Origin of the sequence: Streptomyces sp. NPDC086077, assembly GCF_040686175.1 — a bacterium.
In the GTDB taxonomy this organism is placed as follows: domain Bacteria; phylum Actinomycetota; class Actinomycetes; order Streptomycetales; family Streptomycetaceae; genus Streptomyces.
In genome coordinates this window covers 1-15,391 of record NZ_JBFBJT010000049.1, presented here as the reverse complement: position 1 = coordinate 15,391, position 15,391 = coordinate 1, and the positions used below count along the sequence as shown (strand labels likewise).

The 15,391-nt window shown below is 73.3% G+C and carries 16 protein-coding genes and 1 pseudogene; 8 read left to right on the top strand and 9 right to left on the bottom strand.

All coding sequences use genetic code 11. The annotated features are described in order from the left end of the window. Nucleotides 1-22: 22 nt before the first annotated feature. From AB0O67_RS16595 to AB0O67_RS16580, 4 genes are all read right to left on the bottom strand, one after another. Nucleotides 23-613, bottom strand: coding sequence for a flavin reductase family protein (locus tag AB0O67_RS16595; RefSeq protein ID WP_365450570.1), 591 nt, complete (start codon nucleotides 611-613; stop codon nucleotides 23-25). A 141-nt stretch (nucleotides 614-754) separates the two neighbouring features. Continuing rightward, the gene (locus tag AB0O67_RS16590) at nucleotides 755-1,546 is read right to left on the bottom strand and encodes an enoyl-CoA hydratase-related protein (RefSeq protein ID WP_365450567.1); all 792 of its coding nucleotides are present in this window, start codon (nucleotides 1,544-1,546) and stop codon (nucleotides 755-757) included. Nucleotides 1,547-1,672: 126 nt separating this feature from the next. Beyond that, nucleotides 1,673-3,904, bottom strand: a complete 2,232-nt coding sequence (locus AB0O67_RS16585; RefSeq protein ID WP_365450564.1) for an acetate--CoA ligase family protein — start codon at nucleotides 3,902-3,904, stop codon at nucleotides 1,673-1,675. A gap of 120 nt (nucleotides 3,905-4,024) precedes the next feature. Next, nucleotides 4,025-5,338, bottom strand: coding sequence for an NAD(P)/FAD-dependent oxidoreductase (locus AB0O67_RS16580; RefSeq protein ID WP_365450562.1), 1,314 nt, complete (start codon nucleotides 5,336-5,338; stop codon nucleotides 4,025-4,027). A 227-nt stretch (nucleotides 5,339-5,565) separates the two neighbouring features. Here AB0O67_RS16580 and AB0O67_RS16575 point away from each other — a divergent pair, with 227 nt between their 5' ends. The 3 genes from AB0O67_RS16575 to AB0O67_RS16565 are packed head-to-tail and all read left to right on the top strand — an operon-like array spanning nucleotide 5,566 to nucleotide 7,074. Then, nucleotides 5,566-6,015: a DoxX family protein gene (locus AB0O67_RS16575; RefSeq protein ID WP_365450560.1), complete on the top strand. Its 450-nt coding sequence runs from the start codon at nucleotides 5,566-5,568 to the stop codon at nucleotides 6,013-6,015. Beyond that, on the top strand, nucleotides 6,012-6,416 hold the full coding sequence (locus tag AB0O67_RS16570; protein WP_365450557.1) for an OB-fold domain-containing protein: 405 nt from the start codon (nucleotides 6,012-6,014) through the stop codon (nucleotides 6,414-6,416). The genes AB0O67_RS16575 and AB0O67_RS16570 overlap by 4 nt, the downstream gene beginning before the upstream one ends. A 31-nt stretch (nucleotides 6,417-6,447) precedes the next feature. After that, nucleotides 6,448-7,074, top strand: a complete 627-nt coding sequence (locus AB0O67_RS16565) for a GNAT family N-acetyltransferase (protein ID WP_365450555.1) — start codon at nucleotides 6,448-6,450, stop codon at nucleotides 7,072-7,074. 73 nt (nucleotides 7,075-7,147) lie between these two features. On the opposite strand, the gene AB0O67_RS16560 is transcribed toward AB0O67_RS16565, so the two are convergent. The 3 genes from AB0O67_RS16560 to AB0O67_RS16550 all read right to left on the bottom strand — a co-directional run bounded on the left by AB0O67_RS16560 (nucleotide 7,148) and on the right by AB0O67_RS16550 (nucleotide 9,510). After that, nucleotides 7,148-7,813: a pyridoxal 5'-phosphate synthase gene (locus tag AB0O67_RS16560; RefSeq protein ID WP_365450553.1), complete on the bottom strand. Its 666-nt coding sequence runs from the start codon at nucleotides 7,811-7,813 to the stop codon at nucleotides 7,148-7,150. A 25-nt stretch (nucleotides 7,814-7,838) separates the two neighbouring features. Further along, entirely contained in the window at nucleotides 7,839-8,264 is a 426-nt protein-coding gene (locus AB0O67_RS16555) for a pyridoxamine 5'-phosphate oxidase family protein (RefSeq protein ID WP_365450551.1), read from the bottom strand. A 76-nt stretch (nucleotides 8,265-8,340) separates the two neighbouring features. Continuing rightward, entirely contained in the window at nucleotides 8,341-9,510 is a 1,170-nt protein-coding gene (locus AB0O67_RS16550; protein WP_365450549.1) for an acetyl-CoA acetyltransferase, read from the bottom strand. Nucleotides 9,511-9,596: 86 nt separating this feature from the next. Here AB0O67_RS16550 and AB0O67_RS16545 point away from each other — a divergent pair, with 86 nt between their 5' ends. Both AB0O67_RS16545 and AB0O67_RS16540 read left to right on the top strand, forming a co-directional pair. Beyond that, entirely contained in the window at nucleotides 9,597-10,805 is a 1,209-nt protein-coding gene (locus AB0O67_RS16545; RefSeq protein ID WP_365450546.1) for an acyl-CoA dehydrogenase family protein, read from the top strand. Further along, nucleotides 10,805-11,272 (top strand): annotated as a pseudogene (locus AB0O67_RS16540) (nitroreductase family deazaflavin-dependent oxidoreductase). The gene AB0O67_RS16545 and the pseudogene AB0O67_RS16540 overlap by 1 nt, the downstream one beginning before the upstream one ends. Before the next feature lie 52 nt (nucleotides 11,273-11,324). Here AB0O67_RS16540 and AB0O67_RS16535 read toward each other — a convergent pair. Continuing rightward, the gene (locus AB0O67_RS16535; RefSeq protein ID WP_365450544.1) at nucleotides 11,325-11,945 is read right to left on the bottom strand and encodes a LysE family translocator; all 621 of its coding nucleotides are present in this window, start codon (nucleotides 11,943-11,945) and stop codon (nucleotides 11,325-11,327) included. 82 nt (nucleotides 11,946-12,027) lie between these two features. On the opposite strand from AB0O67_RS16535, the gene AB0O67_RS16530 reads away from it, so the two are divergent. Continuing rightward, nucleotides 12,028-12,480, top strand: a complete 453-nt coding sequence (locus tag AB0O67_RS16530; protein ID WP_365450542.1) for an Lrp/AsnC family transcriptional regulator — start codon at nucleotides 12,028-12,030, stop codon at nucleotides 12,478-12,480. Between the two features lie 113 nt (nucleotides 12,481-12,593). Here the strand turns inward: AB0O67_RS16530 and AB0O67_RS16525 are convergent, their stop codons facing one another. After that, on the bottom strand, nucleotides 12,594-13,229 hold the full coding sequence (locus AB0O67_RS16525) for a TetR family transcriptional regulator (protein WP_365450625.1): 636 nt from the start codon (nucleotides 13,227-13,229) through the stop codon (nucleotides 12,594-12,596). 134 nt (nucleotides 13,230-13,363) lie between these two features. Here AB0O67_RS16525 and AB0O67_RS16520 point away from each other — a divergent pair, with 134 nt between their 5' ends. Continuing rightward, nucleotides 13,364-14,098 carry a VOC family protein gene (locus AB0O67_RS16520; RefSeq protein ID WP_365450539.1) on the top strand — a complete coding sequence of 245 codons (735 nt, stop codon included), beginning with the start codon at nucleotides 13,364-13,366 and terminating at the stop codon, nucleotides 14,096-14,098. Between the two features lie 276 nt (nucleotides 14,099-14,374). Next, nucleotides 14,375-15,391, top strand: a 1,017-nt coding sequence (locus AB0O67_RS16515; RefSeq protein ID WP_365450537.1) for a serine/threonine-protein kinase, incomplete at its 3' end; no start/stop codon positions are given.

Below are 15,391 nucleotides of genomic sequence, written 5' to 3'. Positions count from 1 at the left end.
GGAGACAGCGCCCGTTCAGGCCTCAGAGGAAGCGCCCGTTGTGGAACAGCAGCGGAGCCCCGCCCTCGCCGCTTCCCGCCCCCAGCGCGTCGACCCGACCCACCACGATGAGGTGGTCCCCGCCCGTGTGCACCGCGTGGATCGTGCAGTCGATCCAGGCGAGGGTGCCGGCCAGGCGGGGGGAGCCCGAGACGGGCGCGGGGTCGTGGGCGACCCCGGCGAACTTGTCGGCGCCGCTCACCGCGAACCCCCGGCACAGCTCGCCCTGCCCGGCGCTCAGCACGTTCACGCAGAAGACCCCGGCGCGGGCGATGCGGGGCCAGGTCGTCGACGTACGGCCGACCATGAAGGCGACGAGGGGCGGGTCGAGGGAGAGGGAGGAGAAGGACTGGCAGGCGAATCCGGCGGCGCCGTCGGCCGCGGGAGCGGTGACGACGGTGACGCCGGTCGCGAAGCTCCCGAGGACGCGACGGAACTCCCGCTGGTCGACGGGCGCCCGCTCACCGTCCCGCACACACCGCAACTCCGGCCGCGGCAACGCCTCCACGGGACCCCGGGCCCCGGCCGCCCTGAGATACCGGACGGCGGCTTCGGCCGTCCCTGCTTGTCCCATCACACCCTCATTGAAACTGACGATGCGTCAGATAGGAAGCCTCGCGACGGCGGTACGGAGGGAGCCGGAGTTGCTCCTGGTGGTCGGGGATCCGGACTCGCCGGGCCTGGGGAGTCCGGAGCGGGACTGAGGGGGGCCCGGTCAGCGTCCCCGGTAGGTCGGTTCTCTGCGTTCCGTGAAGCTTGTCAGGCCCTCCCTGGCGTCCTCCGTCGTCATGTTGATCTCCTGGGCGGCGGCCTCGGCGGCGAAGGCGGTGGGGCGGTCGGTGTCGAGGGAGGCGTTGACGAGCTGCTTGGTGAGGGCGAGGGCGCGGGTGGGCGCGACGGCGAGGCGGGCCGCCCACTCCGCGGTCGTCCTGCCCAACTCACCGTCCGGTAGGACGCGGTTGACCAGACCGAGGCGTACGGCGTCGGCGGCCGTCAGCGCGTCGCCGAAGAACATCAGCTCCTTCGCCCGCTGCGGCCCGATCAGCCGCGGCAGCAGATACGCGCCGCCGCCGTCCGGCACCAGGCCGCGGCGGACGAACACCTCGATGAACCTGGCCGACTCCGCGGCGAGTACGAGGTCGCAGGCGAACGCCAGATGGGCGCCGAGGCCCGCCGCCGTGCCGTTCACGGCGGCGACCACGGGTTTCTCGCAGTCGAGCACGGCGCCGATCAGCCGCTGCGCGCCCAGGCGGAGCGTCCGGGCCACGTCCCCGGCGACCCGCTCCCCACCCACCGCCCCACCCCGCAGATCGGCCCCCGCACAGAAGCCGCGCCCGGTCCCCCCGAGGACGACGACCCGCACCCCGGGGTCGGCGGAGGCCTCGGTGAGCGACGCGATCAACTGGTCGCGCATGTCCGGGGTGAGGGCCCCCAGGGCCTCGGGGCGGTCGAGGGTGAGGTGGGTGACGCCGTTTTCGGTCGTGACGCGGATCCAGGGTCTGGGCATGCTCGGGCTCCGTTTCGTCGGGTGACCGGCGCGCCGCCCGCCGCGGTCGGTCGGGTACCGGGCCACGCGGACGGCGGTGCCGCGCGGGTCGTGGTCGACGGGTGGGCGGGCCGGCGGGCGGCGGCCTCACCGGCACACCGCCAGTGCGTCCAGTGCCACCGCCCCCTGGCCCCGGGGCAGCACCATCAAGGGGTTGACGTCGAGTTCCGCGAGGTCGTGGCCCAGTTCGAGGGCCATGCGCTGGAACCGGAGGACGACTTCGACCAGTGCGTCCAGGTCGGCCGGGGGGCGGCCGCGTACGCCGTCGAGGAGGGGGCGGCCGCGGAGTTCGGCGAGGGCGGTCCGGGCCTGGTCCTCGCCGAAGGGGGGTACGCAGACGACGGTGTCGCTCAGGACCTCCACGAGGACGCCGCCCAGCCCCACCGTCACGGTCGGGCCGAAGAGGTCGTCGTGGGTGACGCCGACGACCATCTCGACGCCCTGCTCGACCATCTGGCAGACCAGGACGCCGTCGAGGGAGACGCCCTCGTAGCGTGCGATGTCGGTCAACTCGCGGTAGCCGTCGCGGACCTGGGCGGCGGAGGTCAGCCCGATCTTGACCAGGCCCAGCTCGGTCTTGTGTGCGAGCTGGGCGCCGGACGCCTTCATCACCACCGGATAGCCGACCAGCCCCGCCGCCCGTACGGCCGCCGCCGCGCTGGTCACCAGCTGCTCGCGCGGCACCCGGATCCCGTACGCCCGCAGCAGCTGCTTGGCCGCGTGCTCGCTCAGCTGCTGTCCCGGCCGCATCAGCTCGCGCGCCTTGCGGAAGGACGGCGAGGGGGTGCGCGGGGCGTCGTCGAAGGGGGAGTGGTAGCCGCTGACGAAGCGGTGGTGGGAGAGGTACGCGCGCACCGCGGTGAGGCAGTTGGCGACCGTGCGGAAGGTGGCCACGCGCGAGGACCCGAGCAGCACCTCCCGGTACGCCGGCTCGGTGCCGACCGGCGACCCCCACACCACGCACACCAGCTTGTCCGTCTGCTCGGCCGCGTCCACCAGGTCTCGCACGAGCCGGTCGCTCAGCGGCGGGAACGGACCGGTGACCGGGCAGATCAGCACCCCGACCTCCGGGTCGGCGAGGATCGCGTCGATGATCTTCCGCCCACGTCGGTCCCCCACCGGGTGACCACCGTTGTCCACGGGGTTGGCCACGCTCAGATACGGCGGTATCCACTGGTGCAGCTCGGCCTGCCGGGCCTCGGACAGCTCCGGCAGCCGCAGTCCCGCCGCGGTCGCCAGGTCGGCGACGTGGGCGCCGGTGCCGCCCGAGATGGAGTAGACGACCACCCCGTCGGCGCGCGGCGGCCGGGCGCGGGCCAGCAGGGCGGCGGTGTCCTGGAGTTCGTCGAGGCCGTCGACGCGGATCACTCCGTACTGCCGCATCGCCGCGTCCACCACCGCGTCCGCCCCGGTCAGCTTGCCGGTGTGGGAGGCGGCCGTGCGGGCGCCGGTCTCCGTGCGGCCCACCTTGACGGCGACGACGGGCACCTTGCGCCGGGCGGCCCGGTCGGCGGCGAGGAGGAAGGAACGGCCGTCCTTCAGGCCCTCGACATACGCGGCGATGGCACCGACCTCGGGGCGTTCGGCGAAGTAGGAGAGGAAGTCGGCGGTCTCCAGGTCGGCCTCGTTGCCGGTGGGGGCCCAGTGGGAGAGTCGGATGCCGAGTTCCTGGAGGGCGAAGACGGGGCGGCCCTGGTGGCCGGACTGGGTGATGAGCGCGATCGCCGGACCGTCCAGGTCCTCGCGGAAGTCCTCGAAGGCGTTCAGATTGGTGTTCGGCCCGAGGAGGCGCAGCCCGGAGCGGCGGGCGGCGGCGCCGAGCCGGGCCTGCACGGCGGCGCCCTCCTCGCCGGTCTCCGCGAAACCGGACGCGAAGGCCACCGCGAACCTGACCTTGGCCTCGGCGAGTTCCTCGACGACCGGGAGCGGGTCGGCGACGAGCAGTACGGCGAGGTCGACCTGTTCGGGCAGGTCGGCGACGCAGGTGACGCAGGGCAGGCCGAAGACGGACGGGCGGGTGGGGTGCACCGGGTGCAGCCGCGCGCCGACCCGCTCGGCCCAGCGGATCAGCTGCCGTGTGACGCCGGTGTTCGGGCGCCCCTCGGTGTCCGAGGCGCCGATCACGGCGACGGATCCGGGGCGGAAGAAGCGGTCCAGATCGGGGACGTCGGCGTACAGCGGGCGGCCGCTGACGTCCAGGTCGTGCACGTCGGCCGCCGCCCGCCCGTGGACGGCGGGGCCGGTCCGCCCGTCGCCGCAGGCGATGACCCGTGCCCGGCGGGCGTCGGTGGTGAGGGTGCCGTGGGTTGATCCAAGCATCGGTCCGCCCGCTTCTGTGTGACGGCATTGTTAACTGACGCGCTGTCAGATTACTGAACTGACGCACAGTCAGGAAATGGTCGTGCGGGCGGAATCGAGGCGAGGGGGCGGGACCGCCGGTCAGCCGGGGATGCGCGAGACCCGGTCGGCGCTGCGCCGGGCGACGGCTCGCGCGATCTTCTCCGCGTCGCGGGCGAGTTCACGGAGCATGCCGCTGATGGGGTTGGTGAAGCCCGTGAAGTACAGGCCGGGGGCGTCCTTCGGGGTGCGGGCGCCGTGCGTGACGGGTCTGCCGCGGGCGTCCAGGACGTCGAGGTGGCCGACGAGTGGTTCGAGGGCGCGGACGTAGCCCGTGGCGGCGACGACCGCCTCGGGGCCGATGCGGTCGCCGTCGGCGAGGACGACCTTCTCGCCGTCGAACGAGTCCACCGCGGCGACGATCTCGACCTTGCCCTTGCGGATCGCGTCGATGAGGCCGACGTCCTGGACCGGGATCGCGCCCTCGGTGACCCTGCTGTAGAGGCCGGTGCCGGGGCGGGGCAGGCCGTGCTCGGCGAGGTCGGGCACGCTGACCGCGGCCAGCGGCCGGGCGAGCCGGTCGACGAGGCCGACCGGGAGGCGGCGCACCAGGATGCCGGTGTACTGGGCGGCCCAGCCGGCGGTGGAGCGCCTGACGATGTGCGGCGCGGTGCGCACCGAGAGCCGTACGCGCGCGGCCCCGCCGTCGACGAGGTCCACCGCGATCTCGGCGCCGGTGTTGCCCACGCCGACGACGAGGACGTCCCGGCCGGCGTAGGGCGCGGCGTTGCGGTAGGCGGAGGCGTGCAGGAACTCGCCGGTCCAGGTGTCGCGTCCGGGCCACCGCGGGACGCGGGGCGTGTGGTTGTGGCCGGTGGCGACGACGACCGCGCCGCCGGTCAGCCGCCGGCCGCCGGTGGCGTGCAGCAGCCAGCCGGTGCCGTCGGGCGCGGGCTCGACGCGGGTCACCTCGACGCCGGTGACGATCTCCAGTTCATGGTGCTCGGCGTACTTCTCGAGATACCGCACGACGTCGTCCCGCGACGCCCAGCGCCCGAAGCGGCGCGGCATCGGCAGCCCGGGCAGGGCGGACAGGCGCCGGGTGGTGTGCAGATGCAGGCGGTCGTAGTGCCGCCGCCAGGAGGCGCCGACGCCGTCGGACTTCTCCAGGACGACGGCCCGGATTCCCCGTGCCCGCAGGGCGTGTGCCGCAGCGAGTCCGCCCGGCCCGCCGCCGATGACGTAGACGGGCCGATCCGAGGGCGCCTGCCGCACGGCCCGACCGCCCTTCTGCCGAGGCGCTTTCCCGGCCTCCGGGCGCGCGCCGGCCGTCGAGTCCTCGGACTGCGGGCTCGGCGCCGTCGACCGGGTGGCCTTCGGGTCCTCTTCGTGGGTGGGCGCTGTGGAGTCGGGCATGGTACGGAGCGTAATCACATGCCGGGTTGATGGGTCTCGGTCAAGACCGGAATTGGTTGCGGATCGATCACGGGTGGGGGAGGAGCGGGCGGAGCCTGTGGTGCAGGGGGACCGGTTGTGTCCGATCGGGGGAAGCGGCGCACACCTTGCACGGGGCTGGACACCTGGCCGCCGGCCGCCTTGACTGACGTACCGTCAGATAGGCGAAGTCGTCGGCGGGAGCGCCCATGGACACGATCTGGCTCACCGGTGCGCAGTGGCTGGCCGTGCTGCGGATCGGGCTCGGGCTGTGGTGGCTGGAGAGCTGGCGGCACAAGGACAAGAAGGCCTGGTTCGGCGGCTCGGGCATCGCGTGGGCCGCCGACGTGGCCGCCAAGCAGCGTTGGCGCGGCGTGCGTTCGGGCTTCCGTACGGTGGTCGAGCCCCGCCCCCGCGTGATGGCTCGCGTCGTCGCGTACGCCGAACTCGCCCTGGGGCTCGGCCTGATCGCCGGATTCCTGACCCCGGTCGCCCTCGTCGGCGGGCTGCTTCTGAACGCCGTCTACTTCGTCCTCATGATCCACGACTGGGCCGAGCAGGGGCAGAACCTGATGATGGCGCTGATCTCGGTCGTCGCGCTCCTCGGGATGTCCTGGCAGACCTGGTCCCTGGACGGCGCGCTGGGGTGGTTCGGGTGAGCGCGCGCCACGACGTACCGGAGCCGGACGCCTTCACGCGGACGTACTGGGAGGCGGCCGCGCGCGGCCGGCTGCTGGTGCGGCGCTGCGGGGCGTGCGGCCGGGCGCACCACTACCCGCGGGAGTCCTGCCCGCACTGCTGGAGCGAGGACGTCGACTGGGAGGAGGCGAGCGGCCTCGCCACCCTCTACACCTGGTCCGTGGTGCACCGCAACGACCTCCCGCCCTTCGACGCGCGCACCCCCTACGTCGCCGCGGTCGTCGATCTCGCGGAGGGCCCGCGGATGATGACGGAGATCGTCGGCCACGGCGGCGCGGGCGCGCTGCGGGCCGGCGCCGCACTGGAGGCCGACTTCCGGGACGGCGTCCCGGTGTTCCGGATCAGGCCGAATTCGGGGTGAAACCCGGCGGCCGACGGACTTGAATGGGGCGATGGCCCTCATGAACTCCCCGTCCTTCGCCCACCCCCACCCCGAGCCGTACGGCCACGGGCTGCGCCTGCGCCGCTGGGACCCCGCCTCCGACGCGGACGCCGAGGCCTGGCTGCGCGGCATGTCGGACCCGGAGTTCCGGCGCTGGAACACCCCGCTGAGCCCGGTCACCGACCTCGACGCCGCCCGCGCCTCCCTCCGGGCGAGGGACGACAACGCCGCGACCGGCGCCGGCGCGTCCTTCCGCATCACCGACGCGGAGACGGGGACGACCCTCGGCCACGTCGGCGTCAACGAGATCGACCACACCTTCCGCGTCGCCCGCGTCGGTTACTGGATCCTCCCCGAGGCCCGTGGCCGCCGCGCCGCCACCCGCGCCCTCGCCGTCGCCGCCCACTGGGCCTTCACCGACCTGGGCCTGCACCGCCTGGAGCTCGGCCACGCCGTCGGCCACGACGCCTCCTGCCGGATAGCGCAGCACTGCGGCTTCCCCTACGAGGGCACCCTGCGCGGCGCGATGTGGGAGGCCGACCGCCAGGACGCCTTCCGAGACGTCCACCTGCACGCCCGCCTGGCGACCGACCCGGAGCCCGACCCGCGGGCCACCGCCGTGGAGTCCGGGCCGTGAGGCACACGACCGGCGACGGGGCCGCTCCCGGAGCCCCCGCCTGGACCCTCACCGAGGACCGGGACGCCCGGCCTCAGGGCCAGAGCAACTGCTTGACCCACTCCCCGCCGCTCCTCGCGTAGCGGAGCCGCACGTGCCGGCGCCGCTCGTCGCCCTGGAAGAACTCGATCTCGTCCGGGCGGAGGCGGTACAGCGTCCAGGTCGGGGACGGGGCGCCGGGATTCTGCCGGGCCTGGGACCAGGCCGCCTCGGACGCCTCGGCGAGGTCCTCCAGGGAGGTCAGCGGCTCGCTCTGGCGGCCGGTCAGCGCGGCGGCCAGCGCGCCGGTCGAGCGGGCGTGCAGATCGGCCAGACTCTCCGCCGGCGGGGCGGTGGTGACGGGGCCGCGGACGCGGATCTGGCGGCCCTGGAGGTGCCAGTAGAAACTCAGCGCGGCGTACGGCCGGGAGGCCAGCTCGCGGCCCTTGCGGCTGGTGGCGTGGGTGGCGAACGTCCAGGCCTCGGCGTCCGCGCCGTGCAGCATCACGATCCGCACGTCCGGCCGGCCCTCCTCGTCGGAGGTGGCCAGCGACATGGTGTGCGGCTCCGGCTGGCCCGCCGCCACCGCCTCGGCGAACCAGGTGGTGAAGAGGGGGAGCGGGGCGGCGGGTGCGGCGTCGGGGTCGAACGGCGGCAGGGACGTGACCTCGGGGTCCCACACCCGCAGGGTCCTCAGGAGCGCGTGCAGATCAGCTTCCATGCCGTCGAGTGGGAGGAGCCCCTCCCTATACCGCGCCGAGGTCGGACGACACCCAGCGCTCCGGTCGCATGGTGATGACCACCATGTCGCCGTGGTTCTTCCAGGAGAAGTCGACGTACCCCTCGACCTTCTCGGCCGGCAGATAGCGCGCGGAGATCTCGCGCAGCTTCTCCACGGTGGCCGGGACCGTCTCCACGACCGGCCCCTCGACCGACACGTACCGGATGGTGGGCTCGACCCGGTCGACCATCAGCGTGAAGCGCCCGGCCGCGCCGATCAGCTGGTTCTTACGGGAGTCCAGCCCCGTCAGGACCCACACGTCACCGCCGGGCTCGTACTGGTACCAGATCGGCACGCTCAGCGGCGCCCGGCCCTCCTCCCCGGCCACCGCCAGCGCGGCGATGTGCGGCTCGGCCAGGAACTCCTCGCGCTCTTCCCGGGTCAGTGCCATGACGGGTCTCCTCCAGCGGCGTCGTCGTCGAACAGCCTCTCCGTCCCACAACACCACGCCGGGAGCCGATGTTCCGTCAGCGACCCAGCACCATCGTCCCCGAGGAGCAGAACCATCCCCCCGTCCCCGACGCCACTCCCAGCCGCGGCAGCCCCCCGTCCGCCCCGCGCACCTGCCGCGCGCCCGCCTCCCCGCGCAACTGCCGCACCGCCTCCACCAGCAGGAAGAGCCCCCGCATCCCGGGGTGCTGCGCCGAAAGACCGCCCCCGTCGGTGTTCACCGGAAGCTGTCCGCCCTCGACCCTGAGCCGCCCCTTCCCGACGAAGTCCCCGCCCTCACCCTTCGCGCAGAAGCCCAGGTCCTCCAGTGTCACCAGGGTCATGTACGTGAAGGCGTCGTAGATCTGCGCGAAGTCGATCTCCGACGGCCGCACCCCGGCCCGTTCGAACGCCAGCCGTCCGCTCACCGCCGCCGGGGACCGGGTGAAGTCGGGCCACTCGGACATGGCGGCGTGCGAGACGTGCTCGCCGGTGCCGAGGATCCACACCGGAGCGGTACGGCAGTCCCGTACGACGTCCTCGGCGGCCAGCAGGACCGCCGCGCCGCCGTCGGAGCGGATGCAGCAGTGCAGCTTGGTGAAGGGGTCCGCGATCACCGGTCCGTCCAGCACGTCGTCGACGGTGATCGGCGCCCGGAACATGGCGTCGGGGTTGAGCGCCGCGTTCGCCCGCGCCTGTACCGCCACCTCCGCCAACTGTTCGATCGTCGTGCCGTGTTCGATCATGTGACGCCGGGCCGCCATCGCGTACTTGGCGATCAGGGTGTGGCCGTAGGGCACCTCGAACTGGAGCGGCCCGCGCGTGCCGAAGGAGAGGTTCCCCGTGCGCCGCCCGGCCCTGACGTCCGCGCGGGCGGTCGAGCCGTACACCAGCAGGACCGCCCGCGCGTGCCCCGCCGCGATCGCGTCCGCCGCGTGCGCCGCCATCACCTCCCAGGTGGCACCGCCGACCGACGTGGAGTCGACCCAGGTGGGGCGCAGGCCCAGGTACTCGGCCACCTCCACCGGCGCCAGCACGCCGGTGCCGGCCGACGCGAAGCCGTCGACGACCACCCGGTCCAGACCGGCGTCCGCGAGGGCCCGGCGGGCCGCCTGGGCGTGCAGGGTGTAGGGGGTGGCCTCGTCCACACGGCCGCAGTCGGACAGGGACACGCCCACCACGGCGACTTTCCGGGTAGCAGCAGCCATGTTTCTGACGGTACATCAGAACTTACTCTGGGCGGCCGGCCGGCGACGGCCTAATATGACTGCCCGTCAGATTCAGGAGACCCGTCATGGACACCAGCTTCACCCCGGAGCAGGACGAGATCCGTCGCACCCTCCGTGAACTGCTCCGCCGCCGCTGCACCCCCGAGCAGCTGCGCGCCGCCCTCGACACCCCCGCCGGCCACGACCCCGCCCTCTGGTCGGCCCTGTCCGAGCGGCTCGGCCTGCCCGGACTCGCGCTCCCCGAGGCCTACGGCGGTGTCGGCTGCTCGGTGACCGAGCTCGCCCTCGCCGCCGAGGAGACCGGCCGCGCGCTGGCACCCTCGCCGCTGCTCGCCACCACCGTCCTCGTCACCCCCCTGCTGCTGGCCCTCGGGACCGACGCCCAGCGCACCGAGCTGCTCCCGCGCCTCGCCGCCGGCCGGCTCACCGCCACCCTCGCCGTCGCCGGGTCCCAGCTCACCACCGCCCTCGCGCTGACCGGCGGCAACGCGGGCGACTGGGCGGGCGGCGGCCGCGCGGGCGGTGTCCAGGCCCGCCCGGCGGACGGCGGCTGGCGGCTCTACGGGGAGGTCGACCAGGTGCTGGACGGCCACAGCGCGGGACTGCTCGTCGTCGCCGCGCACACCGGGGGGTTCGCCCGGTCCCGGACGCTGCTGTTCCTCGTGCCGGGGGACGCGCCCGGAACGACCCGCGTGCGCCAGACCGCCCTGGACGCGACCCGGCCGAGGGCGAGGATCCAACTGAGGGAGGTGCCGGCCGAGTTGCTCGGCGAAGAGCAGGGGGCGCCCGCCCGTACGGCCGGCGCCACCCCCCTGACCGCTCTCGCCGCCCTCGGCGACACCGCCGCCGCCGTGCTCGCCGCCGAGGCCGTCGGTGCCGCCGACCGTGTGCTGGAGCGGACGGTCGAACACGTGGGCCGACGCGAGCAGTTCGGACGGCCCATCGGCTCCTTCCAGGCGGTCAAGCACCGACTGGCCGACGTGTACGTCCAGGTGCAGGCGGCGCGCTCGGCGGCCTACTACGCCGCCTGGGCCACCGCCCACGGTGAGCGGGTCGGCGGGCTCGCCCTCGCCCAGGCCCTGGAGGCGCTGCGCACCGCCGCGGCCGAGGGCATCCAGTTCCACGGCGGTCTCGGGTTCGCCTGGGAGCACGACGCCCACCTCTCCTTCAAGCGGGCGGCAGGCGACGAGCTGCTGTTCGGCCCGGTGCACCGGCTGCGCGCCCATGCCGCCGAGACGGCCCAGCTGTTCGAGCACGCGGAGGTGACCGTCTGATGGGTGTCACCGGGATCGTCCAGAAGGTCTCCTCGACCAGGGGCTTCGCGAAGGCCGCCCCGTACGTCGTGCCCGCCCTCGACCGTGCCGTCCACCGCCTCACCGGGGCAGGGTGCTGCTCAGCGCGCTGCTGCTGCCCGGCGTGATCCTGACCTCCACGGGCGCCCGGAGCGGCCTGCCCCGCCGTACGCCGCTCGCCTGCATGCCGGAGGAGGGTGGGCGGAGCTGGCTGCTGGGCGGTTCCGACTTCGGCCGGAGCGGTCACCCCGCCTGGACCCACAACCTGCTCGCCCGACCCGACGCCGAGATCAGCTGGAAGGGCCGGGACATCCCCGTGACCGCGCTGCCGCTGGCGGGTGAGGAGCGGGCGGCCGCCTGGCGGGCGGTGCTGGCGTTCTGGCCGCCGTACGCGACGTATCAGGCGGGTGACGCGCGAGATCCGCGTCTTCAGACTCCTGCGGAAGTGACGGCCGCGCGCGGCGGCGGCGGCTGCCCCGCGGCGGCGTACGACGATCACCGCTACAGCGTCGCCAGCCGTTGTACCAGCAGAAACGCCCCGATCCCCAGCATCGCCGCCCCCGACGTCCGCGCCACCGCCCGTGCCGCCGCCGGGCGCGCGCCCAGCACCGCGCGCGCCGCGATGCCGACCCCGAGGTACACCACGGCGCAGCACGCCATGTGCAGCAGCCCGAGGACGGCGGTCTGCGCCGGGACCGGCAGGTGACCGCGCCCCGTGACGAGGAACTGCGGGAGCACGGAGAGGTAGAGCAGGAGCCCCTTGGGGTTCAGTCCGCTGATCATCGCGCCGCGCAGGAAGACCCGCCCGCCGGCCACCGGGGTGTCACCCCCGGCGAGCGGCGTGCCCGGGCGGCGCAGCACGCTCCACCCCAGCCACACCAGGTACGCCGCTCCCACCACCGTCAGCACCGTGAGCAGGGCCGGTGATCCCGCCACCAGGACCGCCAGTCCCGCCGCCGCGAGCACGGTGTGCAGCGCGTAGCCGCTGACCAGGCCCGCCACCGCCGTGAGCGGGGAGCGGTCACGCAGACCGGCCGAGATCACATACGCCCAGTCCGCACCCGGTACGCACACCAGCAGCAGGTCGAGGGCGAGGAAGGAGATCAGGGTCGCGGAGTCCATGCCGGTCAGATTAGGCGGAATGTGCCCGAAGGTGTTCCCGAAGTTCCCCCATGATCGCGGATCCTGGGGGAGAATCTTTCCCATGGACGACATGGACCGGAAGATTCTTGCCGAGCTTCAGCAGGACGGGCGGCTCACCGTGACCGAGCTGGCCGCGAGAGTGCGGCTGAGCGTCTCGCCGTGTCACCGGCGGCTGCGGGAGCTGGAGCGGTCGGGGGCGATCAGCGGATACCGGGCCGTGGTCGAGCCAGGGGCCGTGGGGCTGACCTTCGAGGCGTTGGTCTTCGTGTCCATGCGGCAGGAGGACCGGGACACGGTCGCCGAGTTCGAGAAGGCGGTCAGCGAGGTGGAGCACGTACTGGACGCGCAGCGGCTGTTCGGGGAGCCGGACTACCTGCTGCGGGTGGCCACCGCGGACCTCGCCGCGTTCCAGCGGCTGTACGACGAGCGGCTCGCGACGCTGCCGGGGGTGCAGCGCCTGACGTCCACGCTGGTGATGAAGCACGTGGTCAGGGACCGGCCGCTCCCGGCGTGACGGATGGCAGGCGGCGGTCCACCCGGGTGAACCACCGGCTGTCTGACAGGACTTGGAACCGAGGGCAAACGGAAAAGGAAAAAGGGGCGGGCGACGGGAAAGGCCGGCCGCTGCTATCTGGTCGGCTTCTTGCCCGTGATGCCCAGGTGTACCAACAACGCCAGATTCGGCTTCAGTTCGGCCTGCTTGACGCCCCAGGTCTGGAAGCCCTTCTGGTGCGAGGCGACCGCCGCGAGCATCGCGACCAGCGAACCGGCGATCGCCGCCGGGTTCACGTCCTTGTCGACGCGGCCCTTGGACTGGAGTTCGGTGACGGCGTCGACGAGGGAGTTGTTCACCGAGTTCAGGATCTTCATCCGGAGCTTGTAGAACCGCTTGTCCCCTTCGGCGGCGCCGAGGTCGACCACGCGCAGGATGGCGTCGTTCTTGCGCCAGAACTCCAGGAAACCGTCGACCAGTTCCTGGGCGGTCTGCCAGCCGGCCTTGCCGACCCAGGTGCGGCCCTCGAGCAGCTCCGTCAAATCGGCGCCCTCGGCGGCCATTTGCTCGGCGATCTCCAGGACGGCGCCCTCGACGTCCGGGAAGTACTGATAGAAGGTCGCGGGCGAAGTGCCCGCCTTCCGGGCGACATCGATGACCTTGACGTCCCGGTAGGGAGAGGAGCTGAGCATCTCGCTGAGGCAGTCCAGCAGCTTCTGCCGCGTCGCCTGCCCACGCCGACCGGCCACGCGGCCGTCGACGGTACGCACTTGTCCTGTCATGCCGTCAGCTTACCGAGGGGTGATGGGAGCGCGATTCGGCCGACTGCAAATGGGGTGCACGGGTGATCGGCGCGTGGTGTCGCCGGTGAGCGGGGTGCCGACGGCGCCGTTATTTTGGCGGCATGGCCGAAAACAGCACATCTGCTGGCGAAGCGGCGTACCCGGAGGGCGTCCCTTGCTGGGTGGACGCGCAGCTCGCCGACGTCGCGGCGGGCAAGCGGTTCTACGGTGAACTTTTCGGGTGGTCCTTCCAGTCCTCGTACGGCGGCTCCGTGTGGGCCTGCCGCGAGGGCGAGCCCGTCGCCGCGCTGGGGCAGAAGGCGGACGGCCGGCTGCCCACCGTCTGGACGGTCTACTTCGCGACGCCGGACGCCGAGGTGCTCACCCGGCGGATCCGGGCATCGGGCGGCCAGGTGATCACCACGCCGTTGCCGGTCGGCGAGCTGGGCGTGGCCGCGCTGGCCACCGACCCCGAGGGTGCGGTGTTCGGCCTGTGGCAGCCGGGGACCCACCCGGGCTTCGGGCTGCGGCACGCACCCGGCGCCTTCGTCTGGGCCGAGCTGTACGCCCGTGACACCGCCGCCGCCAACGACTTCTACGGCGATCTCTTCCACGAGGCCCTGTTCGGGCCGGACGCCACGCCCGATTTCGGCCGCGCCCCGCTGGCCGGGGCCTTCCCGGCCGAGATGCCGCCGCATTTCCTCGTCCACTTCGGCGTGGAGGACTGCGACGCCGCGCTCGCCGAGGTGAGCCGGCTGGGCGGCCGGGTCCAGGCGGGGCCCTTCGACACCTCGTACGGCACGGTGGGGGTGGCGTCGGACGGCCAGGGGGCGTCGTTCGCGGTACTTCAACGCTGAACGGACGCCGGTCCATCGCCGTCCGGTGGCCGTTCGGCCGCCGATCCGTCGTCGTTCCGCCGTCGAGGCGGCGGGCTTGCGCCACCGCTTGTCCTGGAATGCCCCACCCCTTGCCCCGGTATGAGGGACACACCCGATATGTCACCGGGTTCGCAACCTGTGGCCGGGACAGGAAGAATCGGGGTGCGTGCCGCTGCGGCGGGGCGGTGGTGAGACGCTGCACGGGGTCGCGTACATATGTGGGTGACGCGGCTCGTACGGGGAGGTGGCAGGCAAGTGGTGGATCAGCTGACGCAGCACGATCCGCGGCGTATCGGGCCGTTCGAGGTGCTGGGACGGCTGGGAGCCGGCGGCATGGGGCTGGTCTATCTCGCGCGCTCGGCGTCCGGCCGGCGTGTGGCGATCAAGACCGTGCGGACGGAGCTCGCCGAGGACCAGCTGTTCCGTGTCCGCTTCACGCGTGAGGTCGAGGCGGCCCGCGCGGTGTCCGGCTTCTACACGGCGGCCGTGGTCGACGCCGACCCGCGCGCCGCCGTGCCGTGGCTGGCGACCGCGTACGTCCCCGCGCCCTCCCTCGAGGAGATAGTGAACGACTGCGGGCCGCTCCCGGCCCAGGCCGTGCGCTGGCTGGCCGCGGGCGTCGCGGAGGCCCTCCAGTCGATCCACGGGGCCGGGCTGGTCCATCGCGACCTCAAACCCTCGAACGTCCTCGTCGTCGAGGACGGCCCCCGGGTGATCGACTTCGGTATCGCCTCCGGCGTCTCGAACACCCGTCTGACCATGACCAACGTCGCCGTGGGCACCCCCGCCTACATGTCGCCCGAGCAGGCGAAGGACTCGCGCTCCGTCACCGGCGCCAGCGACGTCTTCTCGCTCGGCTCCACGCTGGTCTTCGCCGCCACCGGTCACCCGCCCTTCCACGGCGCCAACCCGGTCGAGACCGTCTTCATGCTGCTCCGCGAGGGCCCCGACCTCGACGGTCTGCCCGACGAGCTGCGCCCGCTGATCGAGTCCTGCATGCAGATGGACCCCTCGGCCCGCCCGAGCCCCGCCGACCTCCAGGCCCAGCTCGCCCCGCACCTGTTCGGCTCCGGCTCCGACGACAGCGGTACGGCGTCGGCCTGGCTGCCGGAGAAGGCCGTGGGCCTGATCGAGTCCCGTCGTGGCGGCCGCCCCGCCGCCAAGCCCGCCACGGGCGGTCGAGGAGTGGCCGCAACTGCTCCGCATCCGCGCAGTCCAGCGCCCGCAGCCCTGCCACCGCTCGCGCCCGCACCCCTGCCGCCGGGTGCACGA